We start from the raw sequence: 18,239 nt of genomic DNA on the forward strand, positions 1-18,239 counted from the left end.
GTTTGCGGTTCTGTGGCCAAGCTCTCCCGGCTTCCCGGCGGCGGGCAATAGACTGCCAGCGGGAGCCCGGACGCCATGGTCCGGACCCGGCGCGCGATGCGGAAGGGACAGCTTGTGAAGGCTTCGCAGGGACTTGAGATCGAAAAGAAGTACGACGTCGACGACGACGCCGCCGTGCCCGCGCTGGACAGCCTTCCCGGCGTGGCCAGGGCCGGGGCGCCCCACACCGCCGTCCTGGAAGCCGTTTACTTCGACACCGCCGAGCACATCCTCGCGTCCCGCCGGATCACCCTTCGGCGCCGCACGGGCGGAACCGACGCAGGCTGGCACCTGAAGCTGCCGCCGCTGGAGTCCGGCGGCGGCACAGCGGAACCCCAGCAGCGGCGGGAACTGCACGCCCCGCTGGGACAGCCCGGCGTGGTGCCGGACAGCCTGCTGGTCCACATCCAGGCGTACCTCCGCGGAGCGGCCGTGGCACCGGTGGTCCGGCTCGAGACCAGGCGCACCACCCACGCCCTCTACGGCGGGGACGGCACGCACTTGGCAGACCTGGCCGACGACCGCGTGACCGCTGAGCGCCTCCATCCGGGAAAGGGAGAAGGCTCCGTCCCCGGCGGGCAGCAGTGGCGCGAGTGGGAGCTGGAACTTGTCCACGGCGGGCCCGAGCTTTTTACCCCGGCCGAGGAACTGCTGGTCCAGGCCGGCGCACGCCCTGCCGGCCATGCCTCCAAGCTGGCGCGTGCCCTCGGCGGCGGAACGGGCGGCCAAAGCACCCACAACGGAAGCGCGCCGGACGGAAGCACCCCGGACCTTGCTGCCGGCAAGAAGGCGCCAGCGGCCGCCGTCGTCACCGTGTACCTCGCCGGGCAGATTCAGGAAGTCCTGGCCCAGGATCCTGGGGTCCGGCTGGAGGAACCCGAGTCCGTGCACAACATGCGCTCAGCGGTCCGGCGGATCCGTTCCGCGCTCGCGGCCTACCGCAAGCTGTACACCGCCCGCCCGGTGCGGCATCTGCGCGATGAACTGAAGTGGCTGGGCCAGTTGCTGGGCGGCCCGCGGGACGCCGAGGTCCTGCTGGACAGGCTCCGCGGGCACCTGGGTGAACTGCCGCCGGGCGAGGGGGTTGCTGTTGCCAGTGACCGGGTGGAGCGCAAAGTGGGCGGCGCGTTCGACGACGGGTACCGGCAGCTGCAGGAAGCACTGCGCTCCGACCGCTACTTCCGGCTCCTGGACGAACTTGAGGCCTTCCGGGACGCCCCGCCGGTCCGGTCGGAGGCCGTGGCGCGGGGCCGCCGGGAGTCCGCGAAAGCAGTGGACAAGTCGGCCCGGCGGCTGCGGTGCTCGCACAAGGCGGCAACGCGTGCCAGGCGCGGAACGGACCATGAAAACGCCCTCCACCAGGTACGCAAGGATGCCAAGCGGCTCCGGCACGTGGCGGAAACGGCGGCCCTGGTGCGTGGCAGGCGCGCCGGGAAGGTGGCCAAGGCGGCGCAGCGGCAGCAGAAGATCCTGGGCGACTTCCATGACGCCGTGATAGCCCGCGACCTGTTGATCACCGTGGGTTCGCGCCAGGAGCAGACTGCCGCGGCCGCGGTCTTCGCAGCACTGGAGAACCGGCAGGACGAGCTGATGAAGGACGCCGAAGCCAAGTACCGGAAAGCCCGCAGGAAATCCCGCGAGCTGCTGCGCCGCGGGGTCCTTTAACGCCGGTGGCTACTTGCCCTGCCGGGCGCCCAGCCGGGCCACGGCCAGGGCCAGCCAGAGCTGGACGCGGTCCGTGGTGACGGCGGGGTCGTACCCGGTCAGCTCGGTGATCTGCGCCAGCCGGTAGCGGACCGTGTTCCGGTGCAGCGTGAGTTCCTCCGCCACCGCAGCCACCGAGCCGTTGTTGTTGAGGTAGCTCTCCAGGGTGGTCATCAGCTCCGAGCCGTGGGTGGCATCGAAGGTCCGGAGCGGGTTCAGGGACTCATTGGCCATGTCCGCCAGCGGCACGTCCTCGCTGGCCAGCAGCAGCGATGTGAGGCTCAGCCGCTCCGGTTCGTTGACGGGCAAGCCGTGGCTGGCGGCATCCCGGGCCTCGAAGTAGCTCCACCGCAGGCCGTTCGGTTTGGTGTACGCCCCGCCGATTCCGATGGTCGCGTGGAGGCCCGCCTCGGCGAGGTGGTCACTCAGCTTGCGGGCCAGCGCAGGTGCGCCGCCGCCGTCGTCATTAATCACCAGCACCAGGTCCTTGCCCACGACGGCGGCCACGGCGTTCTCCAGTTCGCGCGGCACGGAGGTGCTCACCAGCGCTTTGTTGTGCGCGGCGGACACGGCCAGCAGCACCACGTTCTTGCGGGTGCTGTTCACGCCCACGCCCGCCAGGCGCCGCTGGGCCTCGCTGGTTTCCAGGGCCCCGTGGATGACGTCCTCGAGGACCTGGCCGCACAATGCCCGCTGGGCCTGGCGCTGCTTGACCATGTTGTTCAGTTCAACGCTGATCAGGTTCTGGGCGTAGCCGATGATGCCTGAATCCTCGAAGGGCTGCCGGACCCACAGGGTGCAGGCGTCCCGCCGGCCGGTGGGGACGGGGTAGGAGGACCATGTGTCGGCCGAGGGAGGTTCGCTGCTGCTGTTGTAGAGCTGGGCCGTGAACTGGGTCAGGGCAACATCGGTGCGCAGCATGCCGCCCAGGTGCTTGAGGAGCTCGGAGAGCCCGCCGCCGGTGAGCAGTGCGCGCGCCAGCACCTGGTGCCCGGCGATCAGCCGTTCGAGCTTCGCGTAGTGGTCCGCGGACTGGGCGTCGGCCACCAGTTTGCCGATGGCGATGAAGGGCGTCTCATAGGGGACCTCCACCACGGGCAGTCCCCAGCGGTTGGCTTCCGCCAGCAGGGCCGGGGGGACTGCCTCGTGCGAGAGCCCCACGCCAAAGCCGATGCCCACGGCGCCGGCCCGCTGCACCTGCCGGACAAAGCGCCGCTGTTCCGGGGCGGACCGCAGGCGCAGGCCGGTGGTGAGGATCAGTTCGCCGCCGTTGATGAAGCGGTGCGGGTCCTCAAGTTCGGTCACGGCCACCCAGTTGATGTCCTGGTGCCAGGTGGTTTCCGCGAGCCCGGCCTTGGTCAGCTTCAGGGAGTTCACACCCAAGAGGGCGGCAAGGGAAATGGCCATGGATCAAGGATAAAGGGGCGCTGGGCAACCGCACTAAAAAGGTTAAGAAAGGGTGTGCAGGTGGCTATTCACGGCGCAAGGGCGCTGGCATAGGCTCTAGGCAGTTCCATCCTTCCGCCCTGAATTCCGCCCGGGCGCGGACGGCCCCTACGAAAGAGGTTGCACACCGTGGTCCAAACCTTGCAGAACTTCATCAACGGGAAGTTCGTCACCCCTGCCGGCACCGCCCTGCTGGACATCGTGAACCCCACGAACGGCGAGGTCGTGGCGCAGTCGCCCGTCTCGGTGCAGGCCGATGTGGACGCTGCCATGACCGCGGCCAAGGACGCCTTCAAAACCTGGAAGCACGTCACCCCGGGCCAGCGCCAGCTCATGCTCCTCAAGCTCGCTGACGCCGTCGAGGCCAACAGCGATGAACTCGTGGAAGCCCAGCACCGCAACACCGGCCAGGTGCGCTCCCTGATCGCCTCGGAGGAGGTGGCCGCCGGTGCCGACCAGCTCCGTTTTTTTGCCGGCGCGGCCCGCATCCTCGAGGGCAAGTCCGCCGGCGAATACTTCGAAGGCCACACCTCCTACGTGCGCCGCGAGCCCATTGGCGTCGTGGCGCAGGTGGCACCCTGGAACTACCCGTTCCTGATGGCCATCTGGAAAATCGGTCCCGCACTGGCAGCCGGTAACACCGTGGTGCTCAAGCCCTCGGACACCACGCCGGAATCCACCCTGGTCCTGGCCCGCCTGGCCGGTGACATCTTTCCGGCCGGCGTCCTGAACGTGGTGCTGGGCACCGGCGAAACCGGCGCAATGATGGTTGACCACAAGGTCCCCGGCCTGGTGTCCATCACCGGCTCCGTCCGCGCCGGCATCGCTGTGGCCTCGGGTGCGGCCAAAGGCCTCAAGCGTGCCCACCTCGAGCTCGGCGGCAAGGCTCCCGCCATTGTCTTCAAGGACGCCGACATCAAGAAGAGCGCGGCGGCGATTGCCGAATTCGCGTTCTTCAACGCAGGGCAGGACTGCACGGCCATCACGCGGGTGCTGGTGGAGGATTCCGTGCACGACGACGTCGTGGCGGCCATGGTGGAGCACACCAGGACCCTGCGCACGGGCTCGCAGAACGACGAGGACAACTACTTCGGCCCGCTCAACAATATCAACCACTTCAACGCCGTCAGCTCCGTGGTGGAAAACCTGCCGGAGAACTGCAGGATTGTCACCGGCGGCCACCGGGCGGGGGAGAAGGGCTACTTCTTCGAACCCACCATCGTCACCGGCGCCAGGCAGACCGACGACATTGTCCAGAAGGAAACCTTTGGACCCGTCATCACGGTGCAGAAGTTCAGCACCGAGGAGGAGGCCGTTGAACTGGCGAACGACGTTGACTACGCCCTGGCCTCGAGCGTCTGGACCAGCAACCACGGCACGGCCATGCGGCTCAGCCGGGACCTCGATTTCGGTGCCGTCTGGATCAACACCCACATCCTCCTCACCGCCGAAATGCCCCACGGCGGTTTCAAGCAGTCCGGCTACGGCAAGGACCTCTCCATGTACGGCGTGGAGGACTACACGCGCATCAAGCACGTCATGTCCGCCCTCGACGCGTAACCGCGCCTTCCATTTCGACCGCACCAAATCCCAGGCTTCAAAGAAAGGCCTCCCCCATGACCACCACAGCATCAGACATCACCTTCCGCCTGGAGCAGAAGCGCCGGGTCCAGGCTGACTTCCCCGGACCCAAATCCGTGGCCCTGACGGAACGCCGCAAGGCAGTCGTCGCCGCCGGCGTAGCCTCCAGCGTCCCCGTCTACGTTGCAGACGCCGACGGCGGGATCATCCACGACGTCGACGGCAACTCCTTCATCGACCTCGGCTCGGGCATCGCCGTGACGAGCGTCGGCGCGTCCGATCCCGCCGTCGTCGGGGCCGTCAAGGAAGCCGTGGAGCACTTCACCCACACCTGCTTCATGGTGACCCCCTACGAGGGCTACGTGGCGGTGGCCGAACAGCTGAACCGCCTTACCCCGGGCAGCCACGAGAAGCGCACCGTCCTCTTCAACTCCGGCGCCGAGGCTGTGGAGAACGCCGTCAAGGTGGCCCGCCTCGCCACCGGACGCGACGCCGTCGTGGCGTTCGACCACGCGTACCACGGCCGGACCAACCTCACCATGGCGCTCACCGCCAAGGCCATGCCGTACAAGACCAACTTCGGCCCGTTCGCGCCCGAGGTCTACCGCATGCCCATGAGCTACCCCTACCGCGAGGAAAACCCGGAGATCACCGGTGCCGAGGCCGCCAAGCGTGCCATCACCATGATCGAAAAGCAGATCGGCGGGGACCAGGTTGCCGCGATCATCATCGAACCCATCCAGGGCGAGGGCGGCTTCATCGTCCCGGCCGAGGGCTTCCTTCCGGCACTGGCCGCGTGGGCCAAGGACAAGGGCATCGTCTTCATCGCGGACGAGGTCCAGTCCGGCTTCTGCCGCACCGGTGAATGGTTCGCCGTCAACCACGAGGGCGTTGTTCCGGACATCCTGACCATGGCCAAGGGCATCGCCGGCGGCATGCCGCTGTCCGCCATCACCGGCCGGGCAGACCTTCTGGACGCCGTCCACCCGGGCGGCCTGGGCGGCACCTACGGCGGCAACCCGGTTGCCTGCGCCGCTGCGCTGGCCTCCATTGGCTCCATGGAGGAGTACAACCTCAACGGGCGTGCCCGCCACATCGAGGAACTCGCCACCGGCCGGCTCCGCGAACTCCAGTCCGAGCTCGCCGCCGCCGGGACCGCCGTGATCGGTGACATCCGCGGCCGCGGCGCCATGCTGGCCATTGAACTGGTCCAGGCAGGCTCCAAGGAACCCAACCCGGAACTGACCAAGGCCGTGGCCGCTGCCTGCCTGAAGGAAGGCGTCATCATCCTGACGTGCGGAACCTACGGCAACGTGATCCGCCTGCTGCCGCCGCTGGTCATCACCGATGACCTGCTCAACGACGGCCTGGACGTCCTCGCCGCCGCCATCAGGGCCAACGCGTAACACCCCGCCCCTAACCAACGCCCCCGCAAAGGCGCACACAGCCCCAAGCCCCGGAGAGCATGCTTCCGGGGCCTGGGGCTTTCCTGTTTGGGCAGCGGTTGTCCGGGGAACGCCTGCCGGGGCGGCCCGGATCAGCGAAGGACGGAGTCCAGCGGAATGTACTTCAGGTTGGACGTTGTCCCGCCGCTGTTCTCTTCGTCGTGGACCACCAGGAGTCCCTGTTCAAACTGCGGCCCGGCGTCCAGTGCCGTCACGTCCAGGCCGTCGGTTCCGGACACGCCGTCGATATCCCCATTGCCACCCACACTGAACTTCCTGACGAAGGCGTTGCTGCCGGACCGCTCATAGATGGCAATGGTGGAGTCGCCCTGGCTGGACACGAAAAGGTGCCCTGATCCGGCCGGGCCGTAGCTGATGCCCAGCCCCTCCACGTCTGCCACGAGCCGCCCTGCACCGGTTTTGTCCACGGCGGTCCGTTCCTTGCCGGCGTCGGGTTCGGCGCTGTACTTCCACACGCCGACGTCTTCCTGCGCGATGTAGAGGTGCCCCAGCTCGTCGTCCGCCACGCAGCTTTCCGTGATGCTGCTGACCGGAAGCTCCCTGACGAGCCCCGCCTCCACCCGGCCTCCGCCGTCGTCAGCCAACTCGAACTGTTGGATGGGTCCTTCCTCGTTCGGGGTGACAAAGGCGTAGAACTTGCCGCTGGCGCTGCTGCGGTACATGCAGAAGCCGTAGTTGGGTGCGAACGTCTGAATGTCGCCTGCCGCTACGGGTGTGAGTTCCCGGGTCTTCGTGTCCAGGGTCCACAGGGCCAGGGTGTCGTCCGTCCGGTTGTTCCCGCCCACCAGCACGGCCGTTTCCCCGGACAGCGGAAACCCTGTCCTCAGGTCGACGTTGCCGATCTTCCCGTCCGGACGGAAATGGATCAGTTCGCCGTCAATCCCAAAGACAGCGATGCCCCCGTCCGTGTCTGCCTTGTTGTCCGCGATCACCACGCTGTTGGCCGGATTGGCGGGGTCCACCCAAATGGCCGCGTCATCCGCTACGTCTCCCGACCCCGAGAAGCTGGACGTTTCCACCGCGGGTCCCCCTGCCGCCGGGGCCGTTGCCGTTGTGGCGGGCGGGGAAGGTTCAGGGCTGGCAGGCCCGGGCGGCCGGTCCCCTGGCGGAAGGGTGGTGATCAGCACCAGCGCCGCCAGGACGGCAAGCGCGAGGAGCGCGGCGACGGCGATACGGATGCGGGTACGCCTGGTGCTTCCCGCGGCAGGAGAGGTCATGTGCCCCGCTTTGCGCGCCGGGCCACCGAGTTCCTGCGCGCCGTCCCCAGCATGTCCACGGTCAGGACGGCCAGGGCCAGCCACACCACGCCGAACCCGATCCAGCGGTCCACGGTCATCGCTTCCCTGAACACCACGAGGGCAATGATGAACTGCAGGACGGGGGCGCAGTATTGGAGGAGGCCGATGGTGGTCATGGGCAGCCTGCGGGCGGAAGCGCCGAAGAACAGCAGCGGAACCGCGGTGATCACCCCGGACGCCACCAGGAGCCAGAAGTGGCCGGGACCCTGCGTGGTGAGGGTGTCGGTTCCGGTCGCTGCCAGGAAGATCATGGTGGCGGCTGCGAACGGGGCCAGCACCATGGTTTCCACGCTGAGGCTCATGACGGCGTCCACCCGCGGCCCCACCCGTTTCTTAACGAACCCGTACAGGCCAAAGCTGAACGCCAGGGTCAGCGCGATCCAGGGGAGCTTGCCGTAGGAGTACGTCAGGACTCCCACCGCCACAAACCCGATGCCGACGGCGGCCCACTGCAGCGGCCGCAGCTTTTCCTTCAGGACAAACACGCCGAGCAGCACGGACACCAGCGGGTTAATAAAGTACCCGAGGGACGCCTCAACGGCCTGTCCTGTGGTGACTCCATAGGTGTAGGTAAGCCAGTTGACGGCGATCAGGAGGGCGGCCAGGGCCAGGGATCCGAACACAGCGCGGTTCCGGAGGGCCTGGGCCAGGGCGGACCAGGCACGGGTGACCGTGATGAGGAGTGCGCAGAACAGCAGCGACCACACCACCCGGTTGGCCACGATTTCGACGGCGCCGGCCGGCATGAGCACAAAGAAGTACAGCGGGAGCAGCCCCCACAGCCCGTAGGCGGCGATGCCGAAGAGGACTCCCGCCGTCGTCTCCTTGTCCACTGCCTTAGGCCCCGCTGCCGGGGAAGAAGGGCCGGGGGAGGAACCGGCGGCAGCCGCGGGAGCCGGGGCGCTGAGGGAGGACGATCCGTCGGGAGAGGGCACGAAACCCATAACACCACCTCAGTGGCAGGTATTCCAGCAGGCAGGACATGCAATCCGGGAAATAGTCAGTAGGCTTGCTTTCATGACATTCGCGAAGCGGCCGGGCACGGCCCTGTGAGGCTCCGTCGCAGCAACGCCTCAGGCCGGGGCTACCGCCGTGTCGCCGCCGGCAAGGGCTTCAGCTACCGGGACCTCGATGGTTCAACGCTGCCGCCCGGCCCCGTCCGGGACCGGCTGGAGAGCATTGGTATCCCGCCGGCCTGGACCGACGTCTGGATTGCCCCGTTTGAGAACGGGCACATACAGGCCACCGGGCTGGATGCCGTGGGCCGGCGCCAGTACATCTACCATCCGGAATGGCGGGAACGGAAGGACCGGGTCAAGTTCGACCGCGCCCTGCAGCTGGCCGAATCGCTGCCTGCTGCCCGGCGCCGGGTCACCATGGACCTGCGCGGGGAAGGGTTCCCGCGCGAGCGTGTCCTCGCCGGCGCTTTCAGGATGCTGGACAGCGGGTCCCTGCGGGTGGGGTCCGAACGGTACACGAACGAGAACGGCAGCCACGGGCTGGCCACCCTGCTGTGTGCCCATGTCCAGGTGCGCAAGGACCGGGTCCACCTGAGTTTCCCGGCCAAGAGCGGCAAGGACTGGGAATCTGAAATCCGCGACGCCGACCTCGCCGCCCTGCTGCGCCTGCTCAAGCGCCGCGGCGGAAACGCCAGGCTCCTGGCGTACAAGGAGGGCCGGCGCTGGCGTCCTGTCACCAGCGCGGACATCAACGCCTACGTGAAGGAGCGGACCGGCTCGGACTTCACCGCCAAGGACTTCCGGACCCTGCGCGGGACCGCGGCTGCCGCCGCCAGCCTGGCACGGACCGGCCCGCAGCGGACGGCCGCCAAGCGCAAGCGTGCCATCAGCCGGGCCATGGTTGACGCGTCCGAGGTGCTGGGCAACACCCCGTCCATCGCCCGCAAGAGCTACGTGGACCCGCGCGTGCTGGACCACTACCACGAGGGCGAAACCATCGACCCCAAACGGCCCGACTCCGCCGAAGCCGAGCTCCGGGCGCTGCTTTACCGGGAAGGCGACGTGGTTCCGCTGGCGAAAAGCGGCTGAGGCCTAGAATAGGGGACTGTGCGCTACCTGTTCGGCGCGACGTCATGCATCAGATGATCAGTTCAGAAGGGCTTCCGGTGTCCAACCACAGCGAAACCACGTCTTCCCGTCCCCTCCGCGTCGCCATTGTGGGCGCGGGACCGGCGGGCGTCTACGCTGCGGACATCCTGACCAAGTCCAGCGGGGTCAAGGACGGCGACTTCGAGGTCAGCATCGACCTGTTTGAGGCCTACCCGGCGCCGTATGGCCTGATCCGTTACGGCGTGGCCCCGGACCATCCCCGCATCAAGGGCATCGTCAACGCGCTGCACAAGGTCCTGGACCGCGGCGACATCCGGTTCCTGGGCAACGTGACCTATGGCCGTGACCTCACCCTCCACGACTTCCGCGCCTTCTACGACGCCGTGATCTTCTCCACCGGCGCCGTCAAGGACGCGGACCTGGACATCCCCGGCATCGACCTGCAGGGCTCGTTCGGCGGTGCGGACTTCGTCTCCTGGTACGACGGCCACCCGGACGTGCCGCGCGAATGGCCGCTTGAGGCCAAGGAAATCGCCGTGATCGGCAACGGCAACGTGGCCCTGGACGTGGCGCGGATGCTGGTCAAGCACCCCGAGGAGCTGCTGAGCACCGAGATCCCGGACAACGTGTATGCCGGCCTGAAGGCTTCCCCGGTCACGGACGTGCATGTGTTTGGCCGCCGCGGCCCTGCCCAGGTGAAGTTCACGCCGCTGGAGCTGCGCGAACTGAGCCACATGAACGACGTGGACATTGTGCTCTACCCCGAAGACTTCGAATTCGATGAAGCCTCCGATGAAGCCATCCGCAGCAACAACCAGATCAAGACCATGGTGAACACCCTCACCAACTGGCTGGTGGAGGAACACGCCGAGTCCGAGAATCCGTCCTCCCGGCGGCTGCACCTGCACTTCCTGCACAGCCCCGTGGAGGTACTTGCCGAAGGCGGGGACAGCGGCACGGGCAAGGTGGGCGGCATCAAGTTCGAGCGCATGCAGCTGGACGGCACCGGCAACGTGAAAGGCACAGGGGAGTACATCGAATACCCCGTCCAGGCGGTCTACCGGGCCATCGGCTACCACGGCTCCGCCCTGGACGAACTCGAGTACGACGCCAAGCGGGGCGTCATCCCCAACGAAGGCGGCCGCGTCCTGGACGCCGAAGGCAACCCGGTTCCCGGCATCTACGCCACCGGCTGGATCAAGCGGGGACCGGTGGGCCTGATCGGCCACACCAAGGGCGACGCCCTGGAGACCATCGGCTTCCTGCTCGAGGACCGGCTGACCCTGCCGCCGGCCCAGAACCCCGACCCCCAGGCCATCATCGACCTGCTGGAAGAGCGCGGTATCGAATACACCACGTGGGAGGGCTGGAACAGGCTGGACGCCCACGAGGCACAGCTCGGTGCGGCCTGGACCGGTCCGGAAGGCCTGGACCACGTGGTCCGCGAACGCATCAAGGTGGTGCCGCGCGAGGAGATGATCCGCATCTCCCGCGGCTGACCCACCCCGCGACCCCGCCTGGGAGGCTAGGTGGGGGAGGAGGGCCGCGCTACAATGGCCACCACCCCTTGGCCGGCAGCGTGCGGCCATGTCCCCTGCAGACGGATTGCAGCAACCAGGAGTTCGATGACGAACCTCACCCAGCCCGGCGCCGGCGAGTCGCTGCAGCTCCGCGCCCTGGCCGCGCACGAGCAGCTCGACGGCGGCACCTTCGCCGATGCGCCTGAGCTGCCCGGCCTGCGTGCACTGATCCGCGAATCCTGGCAGCGGTCGGCAGGTTTCAAAGCGAACCCGGACAATCCGGCGGCCCCGCTGGCCATGGACCTGGACGAACTGGACGACTACCGCAGGCAGCACCCCCTTGCCGCCATCATGCCGGTGATCAACAAACTCCTGGTGCAGCCCAGCCATGACAGCGGCCTGCTGGTGGCGGTGGGCGACGAAGTGGGCAGGCTGCTGTGGGTTGACGGGGACCCCGCGCTGCAGCGCCGGGCTGAGGGCATGATGTTCGTCCCGGGCGCGGACTGGTCCGAAGCCACCGTTGGCACCAGCGCGCCCGGAACCGCCCTGGCCCTGGGGCGGGGCATCCAGATCTCCGGTGCCGAGCACTACCAGCGGACGGTCCACCCGTGGAGCTGCACCGCTGTTCCTTTCCACGATCCGGATTCCGGTGCCGTCCTGGGCGTCGTGGACATTACCGGTACGGCCACGGCGGTGGCACCCCACACGTTGTCGCTCGTCGAGGCGACCGTGGCCGCCGCGCAGGCGCAGCTGCGCGTTGAACGGCTGCAGCTGGCGGCGTCGCTGGCCAGCAGGCCCGCACGACGGCGGAGCCAAGGCAGCGCTTCCCGGTCACCGGGGGCAGGGGCGAAGGAAGGCAGCCTGTACCGCAACAGCCTCCAGCTTCTGGGCCGGGACCAGGCCCTGCTCAGCATCGAAGGCAAAACCGTGGTGCTGTCCGCCCGGCACAGCGAAATCCTCGCCCTGCTGAGCTCGCATCCTGACGGACTGAGCGCCGAGGAACTCAGCGTCCTCCTGTACCCGGGCGACGGCTCCACCATGACCCTGCGTGCCGAAATGGTCAGGCTGCGCAAGGTCCTGCAGCAGCTCAACCCGGCCGCCGTGCCGGAGTCCAGGCCCTACAAGCTCAGCATGGACCTTGTTCCGGACAGCGAACAGGTCCTGAACTGCCTGCAGCGCGGCGCCCACCGGATCGCGCTCGAGATCTATCGCGGCGCCGTCCTGCCCAAGTCCGAGGCGCCCGGCATCATCGACCTTCGGGACAGGGTCTCGTCCCTGATGCGCGAAGCCGTCCTCACCGACGGCAGCGCCGAAACGCTGCTCCGGTACGCGGAGCTGCCGGAGGCGAGGGACGACGTCGGGGTCCGCCGTGCCGCCCTGAAACTGCTGCCTGCCCGCTCGCCCAAGCGTGCCGCCGTCGTCGCAGACCTGGAGCGGCTGGAAGCCGAGCTCAGCGCCTAGGCGCCTGCCGCCGTCGTTCCATCCGGCAACCTTTCTGTGAGCTGGGCCACTCCCGTGCAACCTGGCTGCAACCTTTGCCCTCCTACGCTGAGTGCAACGGCGGAGGCCATGACCCGGCCTCCGCCCCATGCACAGCAAAGGAGCTAGCAATGACTGTTTACGCCCAGCCCGGTACCGAGGGTTCGAAGGTCACCTTCAAGGACCGCTACGAGAACTGGATCGGCGGCGAGTGGGTGGCCCCCGTCAAGGGCCAGTACTTCGAAAACGTCACCCCCGTCACGGGCAAGGTCTTCTGCGAGGTGGCCCGCGGAACAGCGGAGGACATTGAACTGGCACTCGACGCCGCGCACAAGGTTGCACCGTCCTGGGGCAAGACCTCCGTGGCCGAGCGCGCCGCGATCCTGAACAAGATCGCTGACCGGATCGACGAGAACCTGGAAATGCTGGCCGTCGCCGAGTCCTGGGACAACGGCAAGCCCATCCGCGAAACCCTCAACGCCGACATGCCCCTGGCCGCGGACCACTTCCGCTACTTCGCCTCCGCCGTCCGCGCCCAGGAGGGCCGGCTCTCGCAGCTCGACGAGGACACCACGGCCTACCACTACCACGAGCCGCTCGGCGTCGTCGGCCAGATCATCCCCTGGAACTTCCCCATCCTGATGGCCGTCTGGAAGCTCGCTCCCGCGCTCGCCGCAGGCAACGCTGTGGTGCTCAAGCCCGCCGAGCAGACGCCGTCGTCCATCCTGGTCCTGATGGAGCTCATCGGCGACCTGCTCCCCGCCGGCGTCCTGAACGTGGTCAACGGCTTCGGCGTCGAGGCCGGAAAGCCGCTCGCGTCCAGCCCCCGCATCCGCAAGATCGCCTTCACGGGCGAGACCACCACGGGCCGGCTGATCAGCCAGTACGCCAGCCAGAACCTCATCCCCGTCACCCTCGAGCTCGGCGGCAAGAGTCCCAACATCTTCTTCAACGACGTCGCCCAGGAAAACGACGCCTTCTACGACAAGGCACAGGAAGGCTTCGCGCTGTTCGCCTTCAACCAGGGCGAGGTGTGCACCTGCCCGTCCCGCGCCCTCGTCCAGGAAGACATCTACGAGTCCTTCATGGCCGACGCCGTTGCCCGGGTGGAGAAGATGGTGCAGGGCAACCCGCTGGACACCGAGACCCAGGTGGGCGCCCAGGCCTCCAACGACCAGCTCGAGAAGATCCTGTCCTACATCGACATCGGAAAGCAGGAAGGCGCCAAGGTCCTGACCGGCGGCGCCCGCGCCGAACTGCCCGGCGACCTCGCCGGCGGTTTCTACGTCCAGCCCACGGTCTTCGAGGGCCACAACAAGATGCGGATCTTCCAGGAGGAGATCTTCGGCCCGGTGGTCGCCGTGACGAAGTTCAGCGACTACAACGAGGCCATGGGCCTCGCCAACGACACCCTGTACGGCCTCGGCGCCGGCGTCTGGTCGCGCAACGGCAACGTCGCGTACCGGGCAGGCCGGGAAATCCAGGCCGGCCGTGTCTGGGTGAACAACTACCACGCCTACCCGGCCGGGGCCGCGTTCGGCGGCTACAAGTCCTCAGGCATCGGACGTGAGAACCACGCCATGATGCTGGACCACTACCAGCAGACCAAGAACCTGCTGGTCAGCTACAACGAAAACAAGCTCGGCTTCTTCTAGGAACCGCCGCGCACCGCCGCCCCACACCCAGCCACAACGACGCAAGGATTTCGCCAATGACGACGAGAATGCAAGCAGCAGTAGTAACCGAATTCGGCAAGGACCTCCAGGTCCAGGACCTCGAGATTCCCACACCAGGTCCGGGACAGGCGCTGGTCAAGGTCCTGACCACCGGCGTCTGCCACACCGACCTCCACGCCGCAGAAGGCGACTGGCCCGTCAAGCCCTCGCCGCCCTTCATCCCCGGCCACGAGGGCGTGGGGGAAGTGGTGGCCCTCGGCGAGGGCGTCACCGACCTGGCCGTCGGCGACCTGGTGGGCAACGCCTGGCTCTGGTCCGCCTGCGGCGACTGCCAGTACTGCCGCACCGGCTGGGAAACCCTCTGCGAAGCGCAGAAGAATGCCGGCTACAGCGTGGACGGCTCGTTCGGCGAGTACATGCTGGTGGACTCGCGGTTCGCCGCCCGCATACCGGCGGGATCCGACCCCGTAGAGGTGGCGCCGGTGCTGTGCGCCGGCGTCACCGTCTACAAGGGCCTGAAGATGACCGAGGCCAAGCCAGGCCAGTGGGTCACCATCTCCGGCATCGGCGGCCTGGGCCACATCGCCGTCCAGTACGCGGTGGCCATGGGCCTCCGGGTGGCTGCCGTGGACATCGCCGACGACAAGCTCGCCCTGGCGAAGGCCCACGGCGCCGAACTGACAGTCAACGCCCTGCACGAGGACCCGGTGGAAGTCATCCAGCGCGAAACAGGAGGTTGCCATGGCGTCCTGGTCACGGCCGTGCACCCGTCAGCTTTCGGCCAGGCCATCGGCATGGCACGCCGTGGCGGGACGATCGTGTTCAACGGGCTGCCGCCCGGCGACTTTCCCGCACCGATCTTCGAGATTGTGCTCAAGGGCCTGACGGTCCGCGGTTCAATCGTGGGAACCCGGCAGGACATGGAGGAAGCGCTGGACTTCTACGCGCAGGGCAAGATCCACCCCACCGTCTCAGTCCGGGAGCTCTCGGAAATCAACGCGGTGCTGGACGAGATGAAGCACGCCAAGATCGACGGCCGCGTGGTCCTGAGGTTCTGATGCAGGACACGCTGAAGGCCGCGGTGACGCTGCCCGGGGAAGATTTCTCCCGGGTGGCGCTCACCCCGGCCGCCGTGCAGCTGCTGCGGAAGCTGTGGCTCCAGCACGGGCCGCTCATGTTCCACCAGTCCGGCGGCTGCTGTGACGGGTCCTCGCCCATGTGCTATCCGGCGGGCGACTTCATCACCGCGGAAGCAGACGTCCTGCTGGGCCTCTTCGACCTCTCCGACGGACTGGAACCGCGGCCCCTGGAATTCTGGATGTCCCGGGAACAATTCAGCTACTGGAGCCACACCCACCTGACAGTGGACGTGGTGCCGGGACGCGGAAGCGGCTTCTCCGTGGAAGCGCCGGAAGGCAAACGGTTCCTGATCCGCTCCACCCTCATGGACTGGCCTGCCTGATAATTCGGCTGAACCACGTGGGACCCTCCATCCGGAGGGTCCCACGTGCGTTTGCAGGAACAAAGTTTGGCATATCGCGTGTCTCACCATTCGGAACAATTCGGCCCGTCCAGTGGATGGACACTAGCGTTAGGAGGTCTGTTTCCAGCCGAAACCAGGATTGTGATCTCCCTATGAACCTTCTCCGGACCAAATCCATCGAGCAGTCGATGGCCGACGCCGATGAGCCCGGACGCAAGCTCAAGCGTTCCCTCAGCACCTGGGACCTGATGATCATGGGCGTCGCGGTGGCTGTCGGAGCCGGCATCTTCTCCGTTGGCGCCAAGGCGGCAGCCAACTTCTCGGGACCGGCTGTGACGCTGTCCTTTGCCGTCGCCGCGGTCACCTGCGCGCTGGCCATCATGTGCTACGCCGAGTTCGCCACCGCCATCCCCGTGGCAGGCTCCGCCTATGTCTTCACCTACGCCACCATGGGCGAACTCCTGGCCTGGATCATCGGCTGGAACCTGATCCTGGAACTCTTCACCGCCGCAGCGGTCATCGCCAAGTACTGGGGCATTTACCTCAGCAAGGTGTTCGCTCTCATGGGGGCCGATATCCCGCCGGCGGTCTCCCTGGGCGGGGTTGACCTTTACTGGGGCGCCTTCCTGATCGTCGCCGTCTTCACCGTGCTGCTGGTCCTTGGCACCAAGCTGTCCGCCCGCGTGGGCAACATCTTCACCCTGATCAAGATCGGCGTCGTCCTCTTTGTGATCGTGGTGGGCTTTACCTACGTGAAGTTCGAAAACTACGCCCCGTTCGTTCCCGCCGCTGAGCCCACCGGCGGCACGGGCACCGCCGACGTCCTCAAGCAGTCGTTCTTCGGCTTCCTGACCGGCGCGGCCCCGGCCCAGTACGGCACCCTGGGCATCTTTGCCGGCGCCGCCCTGGTGTTCTTCGCCTTCATCGGATTCGACGTGGTGGCCACCTCCGCCGAGGAAGTGAAGAACCCGCAGAAGACCCTGCCGCGCGGCATCTTCGGCGGACTGGCCCTGGTGACCCTGCTCTACATCCTGGTCTCCCTGGCCCTGACCGGCATGGTGTCCTACACGCAGCTGGCCGAGGCGGAGAACCCCACCCTCACCACCGCTTTCGAAGCCGTGGGCGACACCTCGGCCGCCAAGGTCATCGCCTTCGGCTCGCTGGTGGGCCTGACCACCGTGATCATGGTGCTCCTTATGGGCCTGTCCCGCGTGGTTCTCGCCATGAGCCGCGATGGCCTCCTGCCCCGGGCGCTGTCCAGGACCAGCGAGAAGCGTTCGACGCCGGTGCGCCTCCAGGTCATCTGCGGCGCCGCTGTTGCACTGGTGGCTGGCCTGACCAACGTGGACCTGCTGGAGGAAATGATCAACATCGGAACGCTGTCCGCGTTCGTGGTGGTAAGCCTCGGCATCCTGGTGCTCCGCAAGAAGCGCCCCGACCTGAAGCCCGCCTTCCGCGTCCCCTTCGGGAAGGTCCTGCCCATCGTGTCCGCAGTGCTGTGCCTCTACCTCATGACTAACCTTGCGGTGGAGACGTGGATCTTCTTCGCCGTCTGGCTGGTCATTGGCATGGCGATCTACTTCGCCTACGGCCAGCGCCACTCCCGCCTCAACGAGCGGTTCGGCGACGCCAGCAGTGCGGTTAACGGAACGGCCTCCGGCGGGGTGCGCGACGGCGACGAGCTCACCCGCGTCTGACCCCGTTTCCCCGAATGCCCGCCCAGGCCTCCCGGGCGGGCATTCGCATGCCCGGCTTCCGGGAGGGAGCCGCCACCTAGGATTGGACTTATGGCCCGCCCCACACGAGACGAACGCAAGGCCGAGCTCCTCGCCGCCATCCTTGACTATCTGATGGACAAGACGCTGGCCGAGCTCACCTTCCGGAGCCTGGCCGACGGCCTGGGGATGAGCGCCTACGTGCTGGTGTACCACTTCGGGAGCCGCGACCAGCTCATCAACGACATCGTGGTTTCCATCGAGTCCCGGCTGGACCGGATGCGCAACACCGACGTGCGGGACATCGACCGCGCTGCCTGGCGGGACTTCCTGCTGGATTCCTGGCAGTGGACCATGGCGCAGCGCAACCGGCACCTCACGCGGCTCGAATTTGAAGCGACGGCGCAGGACATTGTGGCCGCCGAGCCGCGGGGGACGTCGCAGGAGCACTTCCGGATGCTCCACCACAAGACCCGCGACTGGCTGATGGTCCAGGGGATACCGGAGGAATTCGCCGATACGGACGCGCGGCTCTTCACCTCCACTTTCTACGGACTCCAGTTCGACTTCGTGGTCATGAACGAGCCGGAGGCAGCCACGAAGGCTTTCGAACTGATGCTCACGGTCTTCTTCAACAACCTTGAGACCCGGCTGGCGGCTGGCGGACAGGGCGGCTGAGCAGCCCTGCCCGCCGGACTCCCTGGCGGCCCGACGGCGGCAGTACAGTGCCGCCGTCGGGTCCCTTACGCCGCCGTCCCAGAGC

14 protein-coding genes are annotated in these 18,239 nt (G+C 67.3%); 11 read left to right on the forward strand and 3 right to left on the reverse strand.

Features of this window, described 5'->3' with window-relative positions; translation table 11 throughout:
* Positions 1-114 precede the first annotated feature (114 nt).
* Positions 115-1,704, forward strand: coding sequence for a CHAD domain-containing protein (locus HTS88_RS19585; RefSeq protein ID WP_174181420.1), 1,590 nt, complete (start codon positions 115-117; stop codon positions 1,702-1,704).
* 9 nt (positions 1,705-1,713) lie between these two features.
* Here the strand turns inward: HTS88_RS19585 and HTS88_RS19590 are convergent, their stop codons facing one another.
* Positions 1,714-3,150 (reverse strand): PucR family transcriptional regulator, encoded by a 1,437-nt coding sequence (locus tag HTS88_RS19590; RefSeq protein WP_174181422.1) that lies wholly within the window; start codon positions 3,148-3,150, stop codon positions 1,714-1,716.
* 168 nt (positions 3,151-3,318) lie between these two features.
* On the opposite strand from HTS88_RS19590, the gene HTS88_RS19595 reads away from it, so the two are divergent.
* Entirely contained in the window at positions 3,319-4,749 is a 1,431-nt protein-coding gene (locus HTS88_RS19595) for a gamma-aminobutyraldehyde dehydrogenase (protein ID WP_174181425.1), read from the forward strand.
* A gap of 56 nt (positions 4,750-4,805) precedes the next feature.
* Positions 4,806-6,176 (forward strand): 4-aminobutyrate--2-oxoglutarate transaminase, encoded by a 1,371-nt coding sequence (gene gabT / locus HTS88_RS19600; RefSeq protein WP_174181427.1) that lies wholly within the window; start codon positions 4,806-4,808, stop codon positions 6,174-6,176.
* 131 nt (positions 6,177-6,307) lie between these two features.
* Here the strand turns inward: gabT and HTS88_RS19605 are convergent, their stop codons facing one another.
* Both HTS88_RS19605 and rarD read right to left on the reverse strand, forming a co-directional pair.
* Entirely contained in the window at positions 6,308-7,453 is a 1,146-nt protein-coding gene (locus HTS88_RS19605) for a phytase (protein ID WP_174181430.1), read from the reverse strand.
* Positions 7,450-8,478, reverse strand: a complete 1,029-nt coding sequence (gene rarD / locus HTS88_RS19610; RefSeq protein ID WP_174181432.1) for an EamA family transporter RarD — start codon at positions 8,476-8,478, stop codon at positions 7,450-7,452. Before rarD ends, HTS88_RS19605 begins: the two co-directional genes overlap by 4 nt.
* A 105-nt stretch (positions 8,479-8,583) precedes the next feature.
* Between rarD and HTS88_RS19615 the strand changes: the two genes are divergently transcribed.
* From HTS88_RS19615 to HTS88_RS19650, 8 genes are all read left to right on the forward strand, one after another.
* On the forward strand, positions 8,584-9,582 hold the full coding sequence (locus HTS88_RS19615) for a DNA topoisomerase IB (protein WP_174181434.1): 999 nt from the start codon (positions 8,584-8,586) through the stop codon (positions 9,580-9,582).
* Positions 9,583-9,635: 53 nt separating this feature from the next.
* Positions 9,636-11,102, forward strand: a complete 1,467-nt coding sequence (locus tag HTS88_RS19620; RefSeq protein WP_400511192.1) for an FAD-dependent oxidoreductase — start codon at positions 9,636-9,638, stop codon at positions 11,100-11,102.
* Between the two features lie 126 nt (positions 11,103-11,228).
* Entirely contained in the window at positions 11,229-12,584 is a 1,356-nt protein-coding gene (locus HTS88_RS19625) for a helix-turn-helix domain-containing protein (protein WP_174181436.1), read from the forward strand.
* 149 nt (positions 12,585-12,733) lie between these two features.
* Positions 12,734-14,257, forward strand: a complete 1,524-nt coding sequence (gene exaC, locus HTS88_RS19630) for an acetaldehyde dehydrogenase ExaC (protein WP_174181438.1) — start codon at positions 12,734-12,736, stop codon at positions 14,255-14,257.
* A gap of 56 nt (positions 14,258-14,313) precedes the next feature.
* Positions 14,314-15,336, forward strand: a complete 1,023-nt coding sequence (gene adhP, locus HTS88_RS19635) for an alcohol dehydrogenase AdhP (RefSeq protein ID WP_174181440.1) — start codon at positions 14,314-14,316, stop codon at positions 15,334-15,336.
* Entirely contained in the window at positions 15,336-15,740 is a 405-nt protein-coding gene (locus HTS88_RS19640; protein WP_174181443.1) for a DUF779 domain-containing protein, read from the forward strand. The genes adhP and HTS88_RS19640 overlap by 1 nt, the downstream gene beginning before the upstream one ends.
* 173 nt (positions 15,741-15,913) lie before the next feature.
* Positions 15,914-17,458: an amino acid permease gene (locus HTS88_RS19645; protein ID WP_174181445.1), complete on the forward strand. Its 1,545-nt coding sequence runs from the start codon at positions 15,914-15,916 to the stop codon at positions 17,456-17,458.
* Positions 17,459-17,548: 90 nt separating this feature from the next.
* On the forward strand, positions 17,549-18,154 hold the full coding sequence (locus tag HTS88_RS19650; RefSeq protein ID WP_174181447.1) for a TetR/AcrR family transcriptional regulator: 606 nt from the start codon (positions 17,549-17,551) through the stop codon (positions 18,152-18,154).
* The last annotated feature ends 85 nt before the right edge of the window (positions 18,155-18,239 follow it).

Origin of the sequence: Pseudarthrobacter oxydans, assembly GCF_013314975.1 — a bacterium.
Classification (GTDB): Bacteria; Actinomycetota; Actinomycetes; order Actinomycetales; family Micrococcaceae; genus Arthrobacter; species Arthrobacter oxydans.